The sequence below is a fragment of the Mesorhizobium sp. SEMIA396 genome (genome assembly GCF_024518615.1).
Lineage (GTDB): Bacteria > Pseudomonadota > Alphaproteobacteria > Rhizobiales > Rhizobiaceae > Mesorhizobium.
In genome coordinates this window covers 1-19,681 of sequence record NZ_JANIFC010000023.1, presented here as the reverse complement: position 1 = coordinate 19,681, position 19,681 = coordinate 1, and the positions used below count along the sequence as shown (strand labels likewise).

Below are 19,681 nucleotides of genomic sequence, written 5' to 3'. Positions count from 1 at the left end.
TTCAGGCGGCGGACAAGCGGCTGAGGCCAGGCAATGAAAAATACGGACGATGCTCGGGAAAGCGGCGTTTCCCGGGGCGTCAATCGAGAACGGACAGCTCGATTTGTCCTGGACATAATTCCTGAAAGCGCCGGGCCCAGGAGGGCCACCGCGCGGGGGAGTGTCATACCCTCCGTCCGCGATCCCGTCTCGCAGACATTCATCGTTCGCCGTCCGGCCGGAACGATCCGATGAATGGCGATGCCGGCCGGCTTCGATCAATCACGAATTGTTTTTCGGGGGAACGAGGAGGAAGGCCTCCGGTTGAACCTCATCTGGGACGTGTCAGGAGGCCGAAAAATGCCGGGTGATGATGGTTTCCCCGGACCGGCTTCCGGAACCAATCTGCGACGGCCGACGCTCAACGCGAAAGGCGGGCTTTCGGTCCGCAGCACACGCCGCGTGCAGGAATTTCTGGACAAGAACTTTACCCGCAAGCTGGCGCTTGCCGAAATGGCCGCTGTTTGCGAGCTTTCGCCGTACCACTTCATGCGGGCTTTCTCGAGGACGTTCGGGGTGCCGCCGCACCAGTATGTCCTCGAGCTGCGGCTGGATTTGGCTGAAAGACTGCTTGCCGACAGCCGCATGACGATCGCCGACATCGCGCATTCCTGCGGATTTTCAAGCCAGAGCCATTTTACCACCGTGATGAAGAAATACCGCCAGGTGACGCCGCTGCAGCTGCGGGTGGGCAAGCTTAACGCCAAGGTTAGATGAGGTGGCGCTTAGGTCGTTGCTTTATTTCTTGGTTTTAAAGCATTGGCTAAGGTAACAAGCCGTTAACCTCTGCAGGTTTGCTCCGATCTTTTCTCACAAGGCAGCAATTTCGTGAAATACCGCGGGCAGGAATCATGTCTTCCTGCGGTGGAACGGAATTGTCAGACATTTCGTGCCGGCCAGCGGAGAGGGAACCATGACCGACAACCAGATTTCGAACGGCTCGCTTCTTGTTCAGCGTCGCGCGGCGCATTTCGCCGGGCACTGGATCGCGGGGGCCGATGTCAGTTCCCGCTCGGTTCGCCGCCGCCTGATGGCTGTGCTACGGATGGCGCATCGTGCGCTCGGCATGGGGCGCAAGCGCCTGGGGCTGGGAACTTTGGGCGTCGGCGGGATGTCGGGGGCGGCGGCCGCGATGCTGGGCGCCTTCGCGATCGGCATGGCTGCGACGCCGGCTCAGGCGCAATATCAGGCCGGCGGCGGAACCGCGACAGCCGGCAACGCCGTCGCCATCGGTAACGGCACCCAGGCGAATGGCGCGAACAGCGTGGCATTGGGCACCTCCAACAGCGCAACGGGCGATGCTTCGATCGCCATCGGCTATTCGATGAGTGTCAATGGCCTCAACTCCATAGGCATAGGTGTCTTTGCGAAGGCAACCGGCGTCAACGCCCTCGCGTTAGGCGGGAACGCCCAAGCTACTGCGGATGGAGCAAGCTCCATTGGCGTCAACTCGGTTGCAGCCGCAGGCGCGGCCGCCTTTGGCCTGAACGCGCGTGCGGACGGAACGAACTCGACGGCGATCGGCTATGTTACCCGGGCGACCGGACTGCGCGCCACCGCGCTCGGGTTTGGTGCAACAGCGTCCGGGCTGGATTCGCTTGCCCAAGGCAATAGCGCCGTCGCAAGCAACCAGAATGCCATCGCCATCGGCTTCCAGGCGACCGCAACGGCGATCAACGCCGTCAATCTTGGCAACCGAACTGTTGCGGGAATGGGCGCCCTTGAAGAGAGCGCCATCGCCATCGGCACGGACGTCAGGGCATCTCAGGTCGACAGCATTGCGATAGGACGCCAATCCGTTTCATCTGCAGGAAACGCGGTGGCTTTAGGCAAGAACGCGGCGGCCTCGAGCGCGGCCTCGATGGCGCTGGGGGCCGGTGCGGCCGCAACCAACACCAACGCGGTCGCGATCGGCGCCAGCACCCAGGCCACGGGAGCCGGCTCCGCCGCCCTCGGCACCTTCTCCGTTGCTTCGGGAGCGAATTCCACAGCCCTCGGGAACGCCACTGCCAGCGGCGACCGTGGGTTCGCCGGCGGCCGTTTGGCCACCGCCGTGGGCAACGATTCCATCGCCATCGGCACGACCGCAAATGCGAGCAGCGCCGCCAGCACAGCGGTTGGCAACACGGCCGTTGCCAGCGGCACAAACGCCTCCTCATTCGGGTCTGGAGCGAATGCGACGGGAGACAATTCCCTCGCCGCCGGCGTCAGCGCCAACGCCAGCGGGATTGCCAGCACAGCGCTTGGCATCGGCGCCGCATCCAGCGGCACCAATGCCGTCGCTGTCGGCGTTTCGGCGAGCGCGTCCGGGTTGAACGCCATCTATGTCGGCTCGCGCACCTTTGGAGCAGGCGCCAGCGCACAGAGCGCCATCGGCATCGGCACGGACGTGACGGCGTCCGCAGCCAACGCCATCGCGGTCGGTCTCCAGGCCACTGCGAACTCCGTCGACGCCGTCGCCATCGGCACCAACGCAAACGCAAGCGGGGGCAAGGCTGTCGCCATCGGTGCGGGCAACGTCGCTTATGGAGACGGCGCGGTTGCCATCGGCGATCCGAGCTTCGCCAGCGGCACCGGCGCCTTCACCGGCGGCGCAAACAACATCGCCAACAGCGACGGCACGGCGACCGCCACCGCGGCCAACGCGGCCAACGGTGCCGTCGCCATCGGCAACAACAACAAGGCGATCGGCCAAGGCTCAGTGGCGTTGGGCAACGGCTCCACGGCAGGTGCCGCCGGCCTCGCCGGGAATATCGCATTTGGCGATGGCGCGACGGCGGCGGCAAGCTCCGGCGACGTGGCGCTCGGCTCGGGCTCGGTGACCACCACGGCGGTCGGAACGGCCAGTGGGGTGGTCAATGGCACGACCTATGCCTTCCAGGGCACCAACCCGACCTCGACGGTCAGCATCGGCGCGCCCGGCGCGGAACGCACCATCACCAATGTCGCCGCGGGTCGGATCAGTTCGACGTCGACCGACGCCATCAACGGCTCGCAGCTCGCCGCCACCAACCAGGCCGTCGATGCCATCGGCGCCGTCGTCAACAACATCAATGTCGGCGGCGGCATCAAGTATTTCCATGCCAACTCGACGGCGGCGGACTCCTCGGCGACGGGCACGGACTCCGTTGCGATCGGACCCGTCGCGACCGCAACGGGGACGAACGCCATCGCGGCCGGTGTCAATTCGAGTGCATCCGACGCCAATGCGTCGGCCTTCGGCAGCGGCGCCGTCGCATCGGCGCTCGACGCAACGGCGATGGGATACATTTCCAACGCCTCTGGCCAATACAGCACCGCCATCGGCGCGAATGCCAACGCCACGGCGACCTCCAGCACCGCGATCGGCCAGAACGCCTTTGCTACCGGCCTCCAGGCGACCGCTCTCGGCATGCAAGCGAATGCCAGCGCCGCGAATGCGCTCGCGCTGGGTGCAAACTCGACCGCTGGCAACGCAGGCGACGTGGCGCTCGGCTCGGGCAGTGTCACCGACGTCGCCGTCGGCACGCCGAGCACCGTGATCAACGGCACGACCTACGCTTTCCAGGGTACCACTCCGACTTCGACGGTCAGCGTCGGCGCGGTCGGTGCGGAACGCACCATCACCAATGTCGCCGCGGGGCGGATCAGTTCGACGTCGACCGACGCCATCAACGGCTCGCAGCTCGCCGCCACCAACCAGGCCGTCGACGCCATCGGCACCACGCTCAGCACCATTGGCGGTTCCGTGACCGATCTCGGCAACACGATCAACAACATCGCCGGCGATACCTCGACCGCCTATACCGACGCCAATGGCGAGGGCATCCGCTACGCCCGCACCAACGAGGCCGGGCTGGCGCAAACCGATTCCTTCGCACAAGGGGTCGGCTCCACCGCCGTCGGCTACCAGGCGACCGCGACCGGCGACAGCGCGCTGGCGCTCGGCCGCGACAGCAATGCCAGCATCGACGGCGGCGTGGCGCTCGGTTCGGGTTCGGTTTCCGATCGTGCGATCGCTCCGACTACCGGGCAATTGCCCGCCGGCCCATCCAACTTCATCCAGTACAACACAACCGACAAGACGCTGCTCGGCGCCGTTTCGGTGGGCGATGCCACCTCGTACCGGCAGATCACCAATGTGGCCGACGGCACCCAGGACCAGGACGCGGTGACGGTGCGCCAACTCGCCGGCGCCATAGCTGCCGTATCGGTCACCTCGACCAAGTATTTCCATGCCAATTCGGCGGCGGTCGACTCGCTGGCGGTCGGGGCAGAGTCGGTCGCGGTCGGTCCGACCACGGTCGTCAACGGCGACAACGGCATCGGCATCGGCAATGGCGCCATTGTCGACCAGACAGCACCCGGCGGCACAGCGATCGGCCAGGGCGCCCATGTGATGCTGGCCGATGGGCTGGCGCTCGGCACCAATTCGCTGGCGTCCGGCATCCAGTCGGTGGCGCTCGGCGCCGGCGCCCAGAGCACCTTCATCAACAGCGTGGCGCTCGGTGCGCAGTCCATCACCACGGTCGGCGCGCAGGCAGGCTACACGGCCTTTGCGCTCGCCGGTCCGCAAACGTCGGTCGGCGAGGTGTCGATCGGCTCTGCCGGTGCCGAACGCAAGCTCACCAATGTCGCGGCGGGCTCTGCCGACACCGACGGCGTCAACGTTTCGCAGTTGCGCGGCGTGACGCAAAACGTCAGCAACCTGTTCGGCGGCGGCACGACCGTCAATCCCGACGGCTCGATCACCGGCCCGACCTACAACATCCAGGGCAACAATTATTCCACCGTCTATGACGGCTTCACGGCCGTCGACAATGCGCTGACCAGCATCAGCAATGGCGGCGGCATCAAGTATTTCCACGCCAACTCGACGCTGGCCGACAGCATCGCCGGCGGCACCAACGCCGTTGCGATCGGACCGGAGAGCGTGGCGAGCGGCACCGACAGCCTGGCCGCGGGACATGGCTCGACGGCCGCTGGGCAAGGCGCCGTCGCGCTCGGCCAGGGCGCGCAGGCCAACAATGCCAACGATGTGGCGCTCGGTTCCGGTTCGGTGACGCAGACCGCCGTCGGGACCTCCAGCACCGTCATCAACGGCAAGACCTACACTTATGCCGGAACGACTCCAACCGGAACCGTCAGCGTCGGCGACGCCGGCGCCGAGCGGACGATCACCAATGTCGCTGCCGGCCGCGTGTCTTCCGACAGCACCGATGCGATCAACGGCTCGCAGCTCTACGCCACCAATACGGCGATCGAGGATCTGAAAGCCGGCGTCGGAAACCTTACCGAGAACGCGGTGACCTATGACGCCCCGGGCGGCGTCAAGTCGAACACCATCACGTTGCAGGGCGGCGACGTCAACGCGCCGGTCGTCATCTCCAATGTCGGCCCCGGCGTCAAAGGGACCGATGCGGTCAACGTCGACCAGATGAACCAGGGCCTGACCGCGGGCAAGAGCTATACGGACAACCGCGTAGCCTACGCTATCGATACGTCCAACGACTACACCGACAAGGTGGCGGTCACGACCTTGCAACAGGCCAACGACTATACCGACCAGAAGCTCAGCCAGCTCAATTCGGACATCAGCGGCATCCGCGACGAGGCGCGGCAGGCGGCCGCAATAGGCCTTGCGGCCGCCTCGCTGCGCTATGACGACCGGCCCGGAAAGCTGAGCGTGGCGGCGGGCGGTGGCTTGTGGCGGGACGCAGGCGCGTTCGCCTTCGGTGCGGGCTACACCAGCGAAGACGGCCGCATCCGGGGCAATCTGTCGGGCACGGCCGCGGGTGGGCATGTCGGTGTCGGCGCCGGCATCAGCTTCACCTTGAACTGAGGCAGGAATGAAAGGACTTGTTGCCCTGACCTGCCTGGCACTCTGCGGCGGCCTCGTGCCGGCCGCCGGGCAGGTTGCGTCGACCTACAGGATCAAACCTTCGGACGTGGTGGTGCCGCCCGAGGTGAAGCTCGGCGACTATCAGCGCACCATCCGCCCATTCGATAACTGGACACTGATCTGCGACGAGAACCTCAAGGCCCGCAAGAAGGTCTGCAACGTCTCGCAGATCATCGAGGACGCATCAGGCAAGATGGCCTTCAGCTGGTCGCTTGCCGCCACACAGGACGGCAAGCCTTACATGATCCTGCGCACCGCTGCGAATGCCAGGAGCGATGGACTGGTGTCGCTGAAGTTCGATGGACAGAAGCAGCCGATCGACGTGCACCTGAACGGCTGCAACGAAATGGTCTGTGTCGGCATGTTGCCGGTCGGCCCCGTCATGCGCCGACAGATCTCGCAGAATGCGACACCGGCGATCTCCTATTCGACAGTCGACGGCCAGACGATCACCGTGACTGCAACGCTCAAGGGGCTGTCAGAGGCCCTTTCACCACTCAAATAATCGGGGCATCACCATGAGCCAGCAGGACCAGTTCACGTCCGCGAAACGCACTCCGGCCGTCGAGGCGGATCGGCAGAGGCGGGCCGAGCCCCCAAGGCGGCGCTGGCCACGCGTGGCCGGATATTCATTGCTGGGATTGGTCGTGGCGGGACTTGGCTTCGCCGCCGGGAACTATGCCGCGATCGCCAATCTGGTCGGCGGCGCGACGGCCGCACCTGCAGAAACTGCGGCGGCCCCCGTGCTTCCGGACACGCCCTTCCTCGAGCATGTCAAGCAGGCCGGTGTGCAAGCCTGCTCGACCGTCTATCCGGCGCTCGGACAGATTCTGACGAACGGCACGAAATACAGCGTCAAATCCCTGTGGAACGATCAGGCGGCCGACAAGCACGCCATTCAGGCCTTTGTCGGCATGGACTATGCATCGGAACGCTATAGCGGACCGGCCGCCGGCATCGTCTTCGCATCGCCCACCGCCACGGGTTGCGAAGGGGCGATGGTGCGGGTGGCGCCATTCGCCAGCCCTTGCGCCGACATCGCATCCATCCTGCCGCAGGGCAGCAAGATTACCGACCATCTCGGGCAGGTCGAGGTCTACGAACTCGGCGGCAATGCCGGTGAAGCGCTTCTCCTGCCGACGGGCAAAAGCTGTGTGGTGATCTCCCTCGCTTCGGCGGCGAAGTAGGACGCGAAGCGATTGAGGTTAAGGAAAGGATGCCGACCATGAGCATGAGATTGCAGGCTTTGGCAGTTTTGGGCTTGACCTTGTTGTGGAGTGGACAAGTCGTCTCAGCCGACCTTGTGGCCCCCTCGGAGCCGCAACAGGAGGAAAAAGGCATATGGGCGGCCATCGCCTATTCGCAGGCCGATAGCAAATACGGCTTCTTCTGGGGCGCCGACAAGCGGCAGGAAGCGAAGGACATCGCACAGAAATATTGCGAGAACGCGGGCGGAAAAGCCTGCAACGTCGTCACCGTCTTCCGCAACCATCGCCATTGGAATGATGACGACGAGACCGGCTTTCCCTACAAGCATTGCGGTGCGCTCGCCGTGGCAGACAAGGTGGAGAACCGTTTCACGCCCTGGGGCGTGAACTCGGCAGAGACCCGTCGGGAAGCGGAGGATCTCGCCTTGCAGGCCTGCGAGGCAACGGGAGAGAAATGCAAGATCCGCGAGTGGGTCTGCACATGAAGTCTGGCCCGAAGGCCGTCTCCGCATGTGGGGCAATTCTATTCTCGTTGATGTCGCCGGCGTTCGCCCAGCAACAGGTGGCGGCTGTCCCGGATGGACCGTCATCGCTGCGCGAGGTCTATCAGGACTGGAGTGTGACCTGTTCGGTTCGCGAGAAGGCGAGAGTGTGCTCGCTCGCGCAAGACCAGGTCCAGCAGAACGGGCAGAGGCTTCTTGCCGTGGAGATCGCGGCACGCCCGGACGGCTCGACGACGGCTACCTTGCTGCTGCCCTTCGGCATCCTGCTCGATCCGGGCGTGACGCTGCAGATCGACGATCAGCCGCCACTGCCCCCGCAGCGATTCAGGACCTGCCTCCCGACGGGTTGCGTCTCCGTCTTTACCGTCGATCGGCCGACGCTTGCAAAGCTGAGGGGAGGCTCGGTGCTGAAGCTCAATGTCACGACGGACGCCGAGACCCCGCTGAGCTTCCCGGTGTCGCTTCGCGGCCTGACCGCGGCGCTCGACCGCATGGTGGCGTTGAGCGCAAATTAGAGGTACGCGCTGACCAGCTTTTGGCCGTGATGAGCGACATGACGCGCACGCCGGCCGCCGCGACAGAGTATTTTTTGGACCCGGCACCCAAGGGGCATGCCTGAAAAAGCGTTCAACCTCCGGTTGGATTATCGACAACCGCTATCCGAACCGGCCATGATTCTGGGCATATCGGCCCACTGGCTTGCGATTTTCTGTGCTTTCCCACTGAATGGGGCGTCCGGATACAACCGCAGCGAGCCGAAGTTATGTGCTATTTTTGCTACATCTCGCAGCCTTGTTGCCCAAAAGGGCTATTTAGCGCCCTCTAAATCAATAATCGCTCACACATTCCGTGAATTTGTGGATAATCCACCGACGGGCAGGCCTTGGCTTGGTTAGCGCTCTGAAAAAGGACGCTGGGGAAACGTTAGGGTGGGATTATGAATACGACAAACATGTCGGCCATAGGCAGGCGCCTTGGTCTGTTGATGGCGGCCACCATGCTGACCTGCGGGGGCGCTCATGCGCTTACGCTCAAGGAGGCGATGGCTGTCGCGGTGGAATCCAATCCCGAGATTGGACAGGCGATCGAAAACCGCGAAGCAATCGAGTTTGAGTTGCGGCAGGCCAAGGGCCTTTACCTTCCCAGTGTCGATGTCGAGGGATCGGCTGGTGTTCGCCGGCTCGACAATTCCTCCCGACGCTCGCTGTCGATAGAGGACGATTCGCTCTATCCGGCGGAAGCGAATCTGGTGGTGACCCAGAAATTATTCGACAGCGGAGCTCGTCGCGCGGAATTGAACCGCCAGGCATCGCGCGTCGACGGAGCGTCGTTCCGGGTGCTGGAACGGTCCGAATTCATCGGGCTGTCCGTTGTCCAGGATTACCTCGAATACATGCTGCAGGCTTCGATCGTTTCCGAAGCCAAGAAGAATCTGGGTTTCCATCAGGCGATACTCGGCGACATCCGGCAAGGCATCTCAGGCGGGGCGCTGAACGAGGCCGACCGCCAACAGGCCGAGGAGCGTCTGTTCGCGGCCAAGGCCCGCATGCAGGAGGCGACCGAAGAGCTGGAAGCCTCCAAGATCCGGTTCTTCAAGACCGTCGGCAAGCCGCTGGTCAATGCTTCGCGGCCGGGTGATGTCGCCGCCGCGCTTCCGCGGTCACTGGATGACGCGATCGGCCTGGCACGACAGAACAATCCGCGCGTTCACATGGCCACCAGCGATATCGACGCCGCGGCTTCCCTGGTGGATGCGGCCCGGGCGAAATATGGCCCTGAAGTCATTGCTGAAGGTCGGGCCAGGGCAGGCACCGACATTGACGGCGACGACGGGGACACCAATGACCTGCAGGCGCGTCTGGTGCTGCGTTGGAATTTGTATCGCGGCGGCATAGACAAGGCCAATGAACAGGAGCAGATCCGCCGCGCCAGCGAGCAGCGGCTCGCCTATCATCAGGTCTTGCGCGAAATCGAGGAAGCCGTTCGCACCTCATGGGATCGCCGTTTCCGGCAAGCCGATCTGGCGAAGACCCTGAGGCAACAGGCCGCCGCCAATGAAAAGCTGGTCGCTTCCTATCGCGAGCAGTTCAAGGTTGGACAGCGCTCGCTGCTCGACGTGCTCGACGCGCAGAATACGCGGTTCAACACGGCAACGCTGGCGGATACCGCGTCCTACGCATCGCTGTTTGCCCAGTACCGGCTCCTGGCCGCGACCGGACAGTTGCTGAAAACGATGAATCTCGAGCCGGCAAAGCAAGCGACAGCCTATGCTCGCACCGAGTTTGCAACACCGGAAACCGCGGACACCGAGACCTATGCGCGGACGCCATCGGAGCAGAAGAACGACCTGCCATTCGATATCCTCGCCCCGGTGAGGAAGAAATAAGACGACGCAAGGTCCAGCGAGCGTCCTGACGGGCAGATCGTGAACCAGCAACCCAATATCCTCTCTCCCAAGGAGGCGTTCAAGGCCTGCTTCTCGGCCGTTGCCGGATATCTCGGCAGGCCGAGCGCGGAGACCGTGCTGTTTGCCGGCGTGCCGCTCTCGGACACGCGAATTGCGGCCGACGATATCAGGCACCTTGCCGAACGCATCGGCCTGGAAGTCACCGAGTTCAATCACCGCGATTTTCTCAGGGGGCGTATCGACCTGCCGGCAATCGTCTTTCGCGTCAGTCAATTGCCGGTTGCCCTGCTCGCTCTGGGCGAAGACGATGCTTATATCACCGCGCCCCAGGAAGACGGCCGCACCACGATCGGCCGATCGGAACTGGCCGCCAGCTACATCAGCGGCGGCGCTTCCTTCTCGATCACCTATGCCAATGCCGCCGAGACCATGTCGGTCGGCTCGGCGGCCAGGATCGAGCGGAGACATTGGCTTACGGGGACGATGGGCGCTTTCTGGCGCACCTACTCAAAAGTCGTCCTGGCGGCGGTGTTCATCAATCTGCTGGCCATAGCCTCGCCGATCTTCACCATGAACGTCTACGACAGGATCCTGCCGAACAAGGCAATATCGACACTATGGGTGCTGGCTCTCGGCATCGGCGCGGTCATCCTGTTCGACCTGCTCTTGAAGACGGCCAGGGCCTCCCTCATCGACTATGCCGGGCGCAAGGCGGATCTCCGGATATCCTATCTGCTGTTCGAGAAAGTGCTGAACTCGTCGCTGTCGGCGCGCCCCGGCTCGACCGGTGAATACGCAAACAGGGTCACGCAATATGAATTCGTCAGGGAGTTCTTCACCTCCAACACCATAAGCGTGTTCATCGACACGGCATTCGTCTTCGTCTTTCTCCTTGTGATCTATGCGATAGGCGGATGGCTGGTGATCATACCGGCGCTGGCCTTCGTGATGTCCGTCATCGTCGGCCTGATCACCCAGCGCCGCATCGGCAAGCGCGTCGCCGCCTCGATGAACGAAGCGTCGCAGCGCCAGGCCCTGCTGGTCGAATCCATCTCGACGCTGGAGACCATCAAGTCGCTGCGCGCCGAGGCGTATCTGCTGCGAAAATGGGGAGAGCACTCCAAGAACGCCGCCAACACGTCCGAGAAGATCAAGCAGCTTTCGGCGGCGGCGGGCAACATCACCCAGTCCATACAACAGCTGGTGACCGTCGCCCTGGTCGTGGCCGGCGCCTATGCCTTCTCGGAAGGGCATGTTTCGACAGGAGCAATCATAGGAACGGTGATGCTGGCGAGCAGGGCCGTGGCGCCGCTCGGCCAGATTGCCATAACGTTGTCCCGGTTTCGCCAGGCCATGCTCTCGCTGAGAATGGTGAACTCGATCATGGCTCAGCCGGAAGATCGACCCGACACGGTGGGCTTCGTCAACCGCCCCATCCGCAAGGGGGCGATGGTGTTCAGGAATGTCGGGTTTGTCTATCCAGGCTCGGAAAACGAAGTTCTGACCGGCCTGAATATCTCGGTCAAGCCGGGTGAGCGGATCGGCATCATCGGCCGCATAGGATCGGGAAAGACGACGATGGGGCGGCTGATCGGCCGGCTCTTCCTGCCGACTTCCGGTGAGCTGCTGCTGGATGGGATCGACATTCGCCAGTATCACCCGTCCGAGGTTCGCGCCGCGGTCGGCATCGTTGCGCAGGCCGGCGACCTGTTCTCGGGCACCATCAAGGAAAACCTCCTGATGGCATGCCCCGAGGCTACCGACGAACAGATCATCGAAGCGGCAAAGGCGGCCGGCGTCGACGATTTCGTTTCACGCCACCCGCGCGGCTACGACATGAATGTCGGCGAGCGCGGCACCAATCTTTCCGGTGGCCAGAGGCAGACGGTGGCGATCGCACGCCTGCTGCTGACCAAACCGAAAATCGTCTTTCTGGACGAGCCGTCGGGCTCGATGGATCTCGCATCGGAACGCCAGTTGATCAAGCAGCTCAAAGTCGCCTTCGACCGCGACACCACGCTGATCGTCTCGACACATCGCTTCAGCATGCTTGAGCTGGCCGACCGCCTGATCGTTATCGAACAGGGCAGAATCGTTGCCGACGGACCGAAGGACCAAGTCATACAGGCGTTGCAGAAAACAAGCGCCTGACAAAACAGATATTGCTGCATCCAATGCGTTGGGGCGTGGGAAATGCTTGCCAGAGAAGATCGACCGCCGCTGTTTGCGTCGGCGTCCATATTCATCATCGGAGCGCTCTTCGTGGTCTTCGTCGCCTGGGCGTCCTTTGCCGAAGTCGATGAGATCGCACGCGGCGACGGCAAGGTCATACCCGCTTCCAAGACCCAGATCATTCAGGCGAGTGAAGCCGGTGTCGTTCAGGAAATCGCCGTGACGATTGGCCAGGTGGTCAAGAAGAACGATCTCATCATCCGCCTGGACAACACGCTCAACACGTCCAGTCTCGGCGAGCAGCAGGCCAAGGCGCGCGCGCTGGAAGTGCGCATAGCAAGGCTGAAATACGAACAGGCCGGCAATCTCTCGGGCCCATTTCCGTGCCCGCAGGACATCCAGTCGGTCGCTCCGCAAATCTGCGACAATGAGCAGAAGCTGCTCATCGCCCGGCGCGGGAACTTCGACAACAAGCTGTCCGTGCTCAAGTCACGCCTTGACCAGCGCGAGAGGGAACTGGCCGAGGCGCAGGCCAATTCCGATCGTCTTACAAAGAACCTGGTCGTCAGCGACCAGGAGGCAAAACTGGTCGACGCGATGGTCAAGAAAGGCCTGATGGCAAGGACCGAGCAGCTCCGGGTGGAGCGCGAACAGACCGAGCTCAACGGCCAGCTGAACCTTGCGGGCGAAACGATAAAGAAGATCAAATCGTCGATCACGGAAGCCCAGCTTCAGGTCGAGGAACTCGGCCTGCAATTGCAGCAGGAGGCGTTGGACGACCTTACCCAGGCGCTGGCGGAGCTTTCGGTGGTGGATGAGACCATAAGGGGAGCCACCGACAAGGTCGCGCGCACCGATATCCGTTCTCCCGTGGATGGCATCGTCAACACGCTGGAGCTGAACACGGTAGGCGCCTTCGTCCAGCCTGGCGCCGTCGTGGCCGGCATCGTGCCGACCTCCGAGACGTTGCTGGTGGAGGCTCGGGTCTCGCCACGGGATGTCGCGTTCATCCGTCCCGACCAGGTAGCCCTTATCAAGGTCACCGCCTATGATTTCTCGATCTTCGGCGGTATCGAGGGCAAGGTCTCGAACATCACAGCCGACAGCCTGGTCGATCAGAAAACGGGGGAACCCTACTATCAGGTGCGTGTGGCGACTGACAAATCCACCCTTCAAAGAGACGGCAAGGCCTACTCGATCATCCCCGGAATGATCTGCTCGGTCGACATCAAGACCGGGCGCAAGACGATCCTGCACTACCTCCTGAAGCCGATCAACAAGGCGCGCGAGGAGGCGATGAGTGAGCGGTAGCGCCAGCCCTCATCATTCCGGTCGCGAGCGGCTGCTGCCTCCAGTCGCCGCCGAGGATTTTGGACTGGAATTTCGGGTTGTGGCGCGCGGCGGCATCCGGCGCGGCATCCGTCTGGAGCGGGCATTCTGGATGTCGCTGAAGCAGATGGCCGAAAGCAGGAAGTGCACGATCGGCATGCTCATCGACGAGATCGCCGAAAGCCAGGCACAGACAGGCAATTTGACATCCGCGATCCGGGTGGCCTGCATGCGTGGGTTGGGAGACGAAAACCTGACCCTGCGAAGGCTTGCATCGATCAACACCATCAACGCCATACTGGTCGCTTGCCCGTCTCCGGCCTTTGCCCTGGCTTCGTCGAAGAAGATCCTGTCGTTCAACGCGCCGTTCCAGCAACTCGTCAAACGTCAATTGCCGATCGCCCCAAGCGATGACGCACGGCACGATCTCAAGCTGGCGCTGGACCTCAATGTGGCCGACATCTTCGCGCGGCTCGATGCCAATGGCGAATCGCCGGTGGCCACCGGTTTTGTCATCGGCGCGGGCGACCGTCGATACCGGGGACAATTGAATGCGGTGCGGGCTCCGGTGCTCGAGCCGGAGCTGCTGATGGCGTTCGTCTTCGGCGGCTAGAGCAGTTCACCGTTACACTTACCGGAGTTGCTCTGCATGCATCGCCAATGCTGGCGAACCTATGGCTGAAAGCCTTCGCCGGGTGCGACGGTTGCGAAACCGCCCTTGATGTCGGCCATCTGGGCTCCGCCCGGTCTTGAACCGTGGATCCAGGCCCGGTCCGTGCTGAACGAATAGAGCGGAACGTAATCCGGAAGATCGCTGTCACGCACGACAGTGTTGCTGAGGCTGTCGAGAATGAAGGTGCCGCTGCCTGTGCTCACCGACAGCACTGCGTGAAAGAAGCCTCTCTTGCGATCCTGGAGGACGACAAGCGCCATGCTTTGCGTGGGAATGCCGGCCCTCAGCAGGGCTGTCATCTTGAGGATGGCAAAATCCTCGCAATCGCCGGCTCGCCGCTCGAGAATCTCCGAAGGCTTCGCCCAATAGTCGAGCTTGCCGTAGACGACGCTGTCTTTCCTGTAGGCGATCAGGCGATTTACGCTGCTGTTGACGAAGGACAGCTTCTCGCTGAACCCCTTGCCTTGTGCGGCGGCGATCATGCCGGCAAAAGCCGCGCTCTTGTGCTCGCAGGGGCTGCCTGCCGAACAGGCGGCGATTGCCCGGTAGACGGGCGCCCAGCGAGCCGCGACGGGAAAATTGCGCATGGACAAGGCAACCGATCCGAAGACCCCCGGAATGATCGACGCGGTCTGCAGCGGATCTATCCCGGCGTCATCTCGCGCCGTTGACGAGCCATCCCCGCGGCCAACATCTGGGCCATAGCTGCCGGTGACCAGACCGATCCGGTAAGCGCCCGCAGGCTGCCAGGGCTGAGGCCTCGTCAGCGAAACACCGCCGAGAGAAGGCGGCGTTTGAATATTCTCCTGAGGCCAGCCGGGTGCGGCTATATCGCTCGCAAATGACGGCCCCGCCAGGCCGACAAGCCCGATTGCCAGCAGGAGCATCTGGAGCCGGGTTTTTCCCGGAACTGATTTTTGCTTTTTCATAACGCCCACCTTTGACTGTGGACGCTACCAATCTTGTCTCAAATTATTGGAAAGGAAGGTGGATAAATATCCAGCAACTGTCTTTATCCATTTTACTTAAAATTTTATTCAAATTTATACTTTGGTTTACCGGAAAAATGCCGGCCAGCTATCCGTCAAGGAGGTCTCCAGAAACCTACATATATCAGGTTATATTGTTGCGGTTTACCACGTGTAAAAAATGCCGGGCAATGCATATCATAATATATGAAATAGATTAGGGGGCAGTTGCAAAGTAGAAGTGGCCGCTGTCTCTATCCGGTAAATATCGGAGGGGTTTCAGCCATGACGAACAATATCGAGTTGGACAGCTTTTCGGCTTCCTTGAACGAGCATTCCGTGTCCAATGAACACGGCGATCAGGCATCACCGGCGGAGATCCGGGTCGCACAGGCAAATTCGACGCAGCCCGCGCCGGCAGCGTCCGAACCGGTGCCGGTCGATGTCGGCGGCGGAGCGCCTGCCAAGCCGGAAGCCCCCGCGGAAGCAAAGGCACCGCCGGCAGCCGCGCCGCCCGAATATGTAGCCGACGCCAGCCATGTGGTGAGGCTTCCGGCCAACGCTTCCATCGACAACATCAAGGTCGACGGCCAAAACCTTCTGCTCGAACAGGCCGACGGCTCGGTGATCGTGATCAAGGACGGCGCCCTCAACGTGCCGACCTTCATCATCGGCGACGTCGAGGTGCCGCGCGTTGCGCTGCTGGCAGCGCTGGAAGCCAGCCATGTCGATGTCGCCTTCGGCGCCGACGGTTCCATGTCGGCCGGTCCTGGCGGTTCGAATTCAAGCGCAGGCGGAGATTTCTCGGTTCCCCCCGGCGGTATCGGCGACGGGTTCGACCTGTCGGCACTGCTGCCGCCGACTGCCTTGCAGTTCGGACTCCTGGAGCGGCGCGAACTGTTCCCGTCCATCGTCGACAGGCAGGTTTCAGTGACGGCCACGTCCTTGCTTGCCCCGACCGAAGCGGCCAGTGAAACCGGCCTCAATGGCGGCCAGACACAATCTCCCGGCAGCGACGCGCCAAGCAACGCCGAGACCTCCGGCATCGGAACGATCAGCATCGACGCGCCGGATGGAATTGGCTCGATCGTCATCAACGGCGTCACCGTCACCGGCGTCGGCCAGCAGATCCCGGGCGATTTCGGCTTCCTGACGATCGTCTCCTTCAATCCGAGCACCGGTGCCATCGAATACAACTACACGGTGACCGAATCAGTCGCTCATCCCAATCAGACGAACGGATTCGATCCCAACGACACGGTTCCGGACAATTTCAGCATCACAGTCACGGACGTTGACGGCGATTCGGCCAGCACCACCTTTGCCGTCGCCATCGTCGATGACGTGCCGACGGCGGTTGCCGATACCGACAGCATCGCGGCCGGCCAGTTTGGCCCGGCGACAGGCAATGTACTGGTTGGCGGAACAGATGCCGGCGACGCCAACGCGACGGACGGGGTTGCCGACACCAAGGGCGCCGATGGCGCAACTGTGGTTGGCGTGCAGGCCGGCAACACCAACACCGATGTCGACAATGCGGCCACGCTGAACGCGCCGATCCAGGGCAGCTACGGCACGCTGACACTGCTGGCGGACGGCTCCTACAGCTATGTGCGCGCTGCCGGCACGCCCGGCGGCGTCAACGATGTCTTCACCTACACGATCAAGGACGGCGACGGCGACACCTCGCACACCACGCTGACGATTTCGATCGGCAACTCGACGCCTGTGATCACCGACCTGACGCCGGAGGCCATCGGCGGCGACGTCGTCGTCAACGAGGCGGCGTTGAATATCGGCACGCCGGGCGGGCCTGGGTCCGATCCGGCAAGCACGGCCGAGACCGGCGCCGGCACCTTCACCGTCTCCTCTCCCGACGGCATCAACTCACTGGCGATCGACGGCAACGCCTTCATTACCAATGGCGTGTTCACGGCGGGCTCCTTCACCACCGCATTTGGCAACACGCTCAATGTGACGGCTTACAATGCCGCTACCGGCCAGGTGAGCTACATCTATACGCTGCTCGACAATGAGGCGCATGCCGCCGTCCAGGGCACCAACGACCTGTTCGAGAACTTCACCGTCACGTTGACCGACCAGGATCTGCAGAGCGCCAACGCCACGCTCTCCGTCAAAATAGTCGACGATGTGCCGGCGGCAGCGAATGAAGCCTCGCAGGCGGTTGCGGAAGGTGCTCCGGTGGTGACGGGAACACTGGACTTCGTTGCTGGCGCTGACGGCGCGACGGTGACGCATGTCAACGGCACGCTGCTGGCCTTCGATCCCGGCACGGGCTACTCGCAGTCGATCGACATCGGCGCCGGCAGCATCCAGGTGAAGGCGGACGGGTCCTACGCGTTCACGCCGGATGCCTCGGTCGACAACAGCTCGGGTCCGGTTGCGGTCAACGCCACCTATACGGTGACGGACGGCGACCTCGACACGTCGACGGCCAACATCGCCTTCACGATCACCGACGGCGCAGGCCCGGTTGCTGGGGCTCCGATCACGCTGGCGCTTGACGACCAGAACCTGAGCGACGGCTCGACGCCGGCCGGTCCGGACTCCGCCTTGAACTCGATCACCTTCACGCCGGGCTCGGATGCAATCGCCTCGATCGCCTTCGGCACCGATTTGAGCGGGCTGAACAGCGCCAACCTGACCTGGACCCGGGTGTCGGACACCCAGGTCGTCGGCAAGGACGGCGCGGTGACGGTGGTGACGCTGGATCTGTCGGTTGCCAACAATGTGGCGACGGTGACGGCGACGCTGAACAACAACTACGATGCCCATCCCGGCATCAATCTCGACGATCTGGTCAATCTGGGCCAAGTCGGCGTGGTTGCCACCGATAGCGACGGCGACCAGGCGACCGGCACGGTCAATGTGACGGTGTCCGACGACGTGCCGACGGCATCGAACGAAGCCTCGCAGGCGGTTGCGGAAGGTGCTCCGGCGGTGACGGGAACACTGGACTTCGTCGCTGGTGCCGACGGCGCGACGGTGACGCATGTCAACGGCACGCCGCTGATCTTCAATGCCGGCACGGGCTACTCGCAGTCGATCGACATCGGCGCCGGCAGCATCCAGGTGAAGGCGGACGGGTCCTACGCGTTCACGCCGGATGCCTCGGTCGACAACAGCTCGGGTCCGGTTGCGGTCAACGCCACCTATACGGTGACGGACGGCGACCTCGACACGTCGACGGCCAACATCGCCTTCACGATCACCGACGGCGCAGGCCCGGTTGCTGGGGCTCCGATCACGCTGGCGCTTGACGACCAGAACCTGAGCGACGGCTCGACGCCGGCCGGTCCGGACTCCGCCTTGAACTCGATCACCTTCACGCCGGGCTCGGATGCGATCGCCTCGATCGCCTTCGGCACCGATTTGAGCGGGCTGAACAGCGCCAACCTGACCTGGACCCGGGTGTCGGACACCCAGGTCGTCGGCAAGGACGGCGCCGTGACCGTGGTGACGCTCGATCTGTCGGTTGCCAACAATGTGGCGACGGTGACGGCGACGCTGAACAACAACTACGATGCCCATCCCGGCATCAATCTCGACGACTTGGTCAATCTGGGCCAAGTCGGCGTGGTTGCCACCGATAGCGACGGCGACCAGGCGACCGGCACGGTCAATGTGACGGTGTCCGACGACGTGCCGACGGCGAGTTCCGATATCGATGTGGCGCAGTCTGGCCAGACAGTTGTGGGTAATGTCGAGACCAACGATACGGCCGGCGCCGACGGCATCGCCTCGATTGCCTGGACGAATGTTGCGGGCAGCACGGTGACAGGCACCTATGGCGTGCTGACGGTCGATGCCAATGGCGGCTACAGCTATCACGCCAACCCGAACGCGTCGGGCGTCGACATCTTCAACTACACCATCACTGACGGCGACGGTGACACCTCGCCCTCGACACTGACAATCACCGTGTCGAGCGGCACGCCGCAGCCGGTTGCGGTAACGCTGACGGTTGACGAGGCAGCGCTGGACACCAGCACGACAGGTGACGACATCGACCATGGGACGGTGACGGGCACGAACCCGTCCAGCACGGCCGAGACTGTTACGGGAACGCTGACGCTCGGCGATCCGGACAGCCCGCATGTAACCAACATCGCCGGGGCCACGTCATCGGCTGTCGGCGGCAGCCCGGTGACTGTGCAGGGCACCTACGGCGTGCTGCAGATCGATCAGGACGGCCACTATACCTACACGCTAACCACGCCCTTCACGACGGCGCCTGCTACCGACAACGGCGCCGCGACGGAGCCCGGCAAAGACATGTTCACCTACACGGTGACCGACAGCTTCGGCAACAGCTCGACCTCGACCATCTCTGTTGACATCATTGACGATGTGCCGACGATCTCTGCGCCTGGCGCCAGCAACTCGCTGACGGTCGACGAGACGGTCCTCGCGACCAACGACACGCAGAGCTTCGCCGGTGCCTTCACGTCGAGCTATGGCGCCGACGGCGCTGGTGCGA

General features: G+C 63.0%; 12 protein-coding genes. 11 read left to right on the top strand and 1 reads right to left on the bottom strand.

All coding sequences use genetic code 11. The features are described from left to right. Nucleotides 1-234: 234 nt before the first annotated feature. From NP503_RS32510 to NP503_RS32465, 10 genes are all read left to right on the top strand, one after another. The gene (locus tag NP503_RS32510; protein WP_127271838.1) at nucleotides 235-756 is read left to right on the top strand and encodes an AraC family transcriptional regulator; all 522 of its coding nucleotides are present in this window, start codon (nucleotides 235-237) and stop codon (nucleotides 754-756) included. 196 nt (nucleotides 757-952) lie between these two features. After that, nucleotides 953-5,860, top strand: a complete 4,908-nt coding sequence (locus tag NP503_RS32505; protein ID WP_127372040.1) for an S-layer family protein — start codon at nucleotides 953-955, stop codon at nucleotides 5,858-5,860. Between the two features lie 7 nt (nucleotides 5,861-5,867). Further along, the gene (locus NP503_RS32500) at nucleotides 5,868-6,425 is read left to right on the top strand and encodes an invasion associated locus B family protein (protein ID WP_127267772.1); all 558 of its coding nucleotides are present in this window, start codon (nucleotides 5,868-5,870) and stop codon (nucleotides 6,423-6,425) included. 13 nt (nucleotides 6,426-6,438) lie between these two features. Continuing rightward, the gene (locus tag NP503_RS32495) at nucleotides 6,439-7,107 is read left to right on the top strand and encodes a hypothetical protein (RefSeq protein WP_127267771.1); all 669 of its coding nucleotides are present in this window, start codon (nucleotides 6,439-6,441) and stop codon (nucleotides 7,105-7,107) included. Nucleotides 7,108-7,151: 44 nt separating this feature from the next. Then, nucleotides 7,152-7,613, top strand: a complete 462-nt coding sequence (locus NP503_RS32490; RefSeq protein WP_013529842.1) for a DUF4189 domain-containing protein — start codon at nucleotides 7,152-7,154, stop codon at nucleotides 7,611-7,613. Then, nucleotides 7,610-8,146: an invasion associated locus B family protein gene (locus NP503_RS32485; protein ID WP_236383471.1), complete on the top strand. Its 537-nt coding sequence runs from the start codon at nucleotides 7,610-7,612 to the stop codon at nucleotides 8,144-8,146. Before NP503_RS32490 ends, NP503_RS32485 begins: the two co-directional genes overlap by 4 nt. Before the next feature lie 422 nt (nucleotides 8,147-8,568). Next, nucleotides 8,569-10,017, top strand: coding sequence for a TolC family protein (locus tag NP503_RS32480; protein ID WP_127267769.1), 1,449 nt, complete (start codon nucleotides 8,569-8,571; stop codon nucleotides 10,015-10,017). Between the two features lie 39 nt (nucleotides 10,018-10,056). Then, nucleotides 10,057-12,189 (top strand): type I secretion system permease/ATPase, encoded by a 2,133-nt coding sequence (locus NP503_RS32475; protein ID WP_127271964.1) that lies wholly within the window; start codon nucleotides 10,057-10,059, stop codon nucleotides 12,187-12,189. Between the two features lie 42 nt (nucleotides 12,190-12,231). Further along, nucleotides 12,232-13,521 (top strand): HlyD family type I secretion periplasmic adaptor subunit, encoded by a 1,290-nt coding sequence (locus NP503_RS32470; protein ID WP_127271967.1) that lies wholly within the window; start codon nucleotides 12,232-12,234, stop codon nucleotides 13,519-13,521. Next, on the top strand, nucleotides 13,511-14,152 hold the full coding sequence (locus NP503_RS32465; RefSeq protein WP_127271969.1) for a ribbon-helix-helix domain-containing protein: 642 nt from the start codon (nucleotides 13,511-13,513) through the stop codon (nucleotides 14,150-14,152). The genes NP503_RS32470 and NP503_RS32465 overlap by 11 nt, the downstream gene beginning before the upstream one ends. Nucleotides 14,153-14,211: 59 nt before the next feature. Here NP503_RS32465 and NP503_RS32460 read toward each other — a convergent pair whose 3' ends face one another. Next, a complete protein-coding gene (locus NP503_RS32460; protein ID WP_236383472.1) occupies nucleotides 14,212-14,799 on the bottom strand; it encodes a transglutaminase-like cysteine peptidase in 588 nt (195 codons plus the stop codon). A 666-nt stretch (nucleotides 14,800-15,465) separates the two neighbouring features. Here NP503_RS32460 and NP503_RS32455 point away from each other — a divergent pair. Beyond that, on the top strand, nucleotides 15,466-19,681 hold a 4,216-nt coding region (locus NP503_RS32455), incomplete at its 3' end, for an Ig-like domain-containing protein (protein ID WP_256755062.1).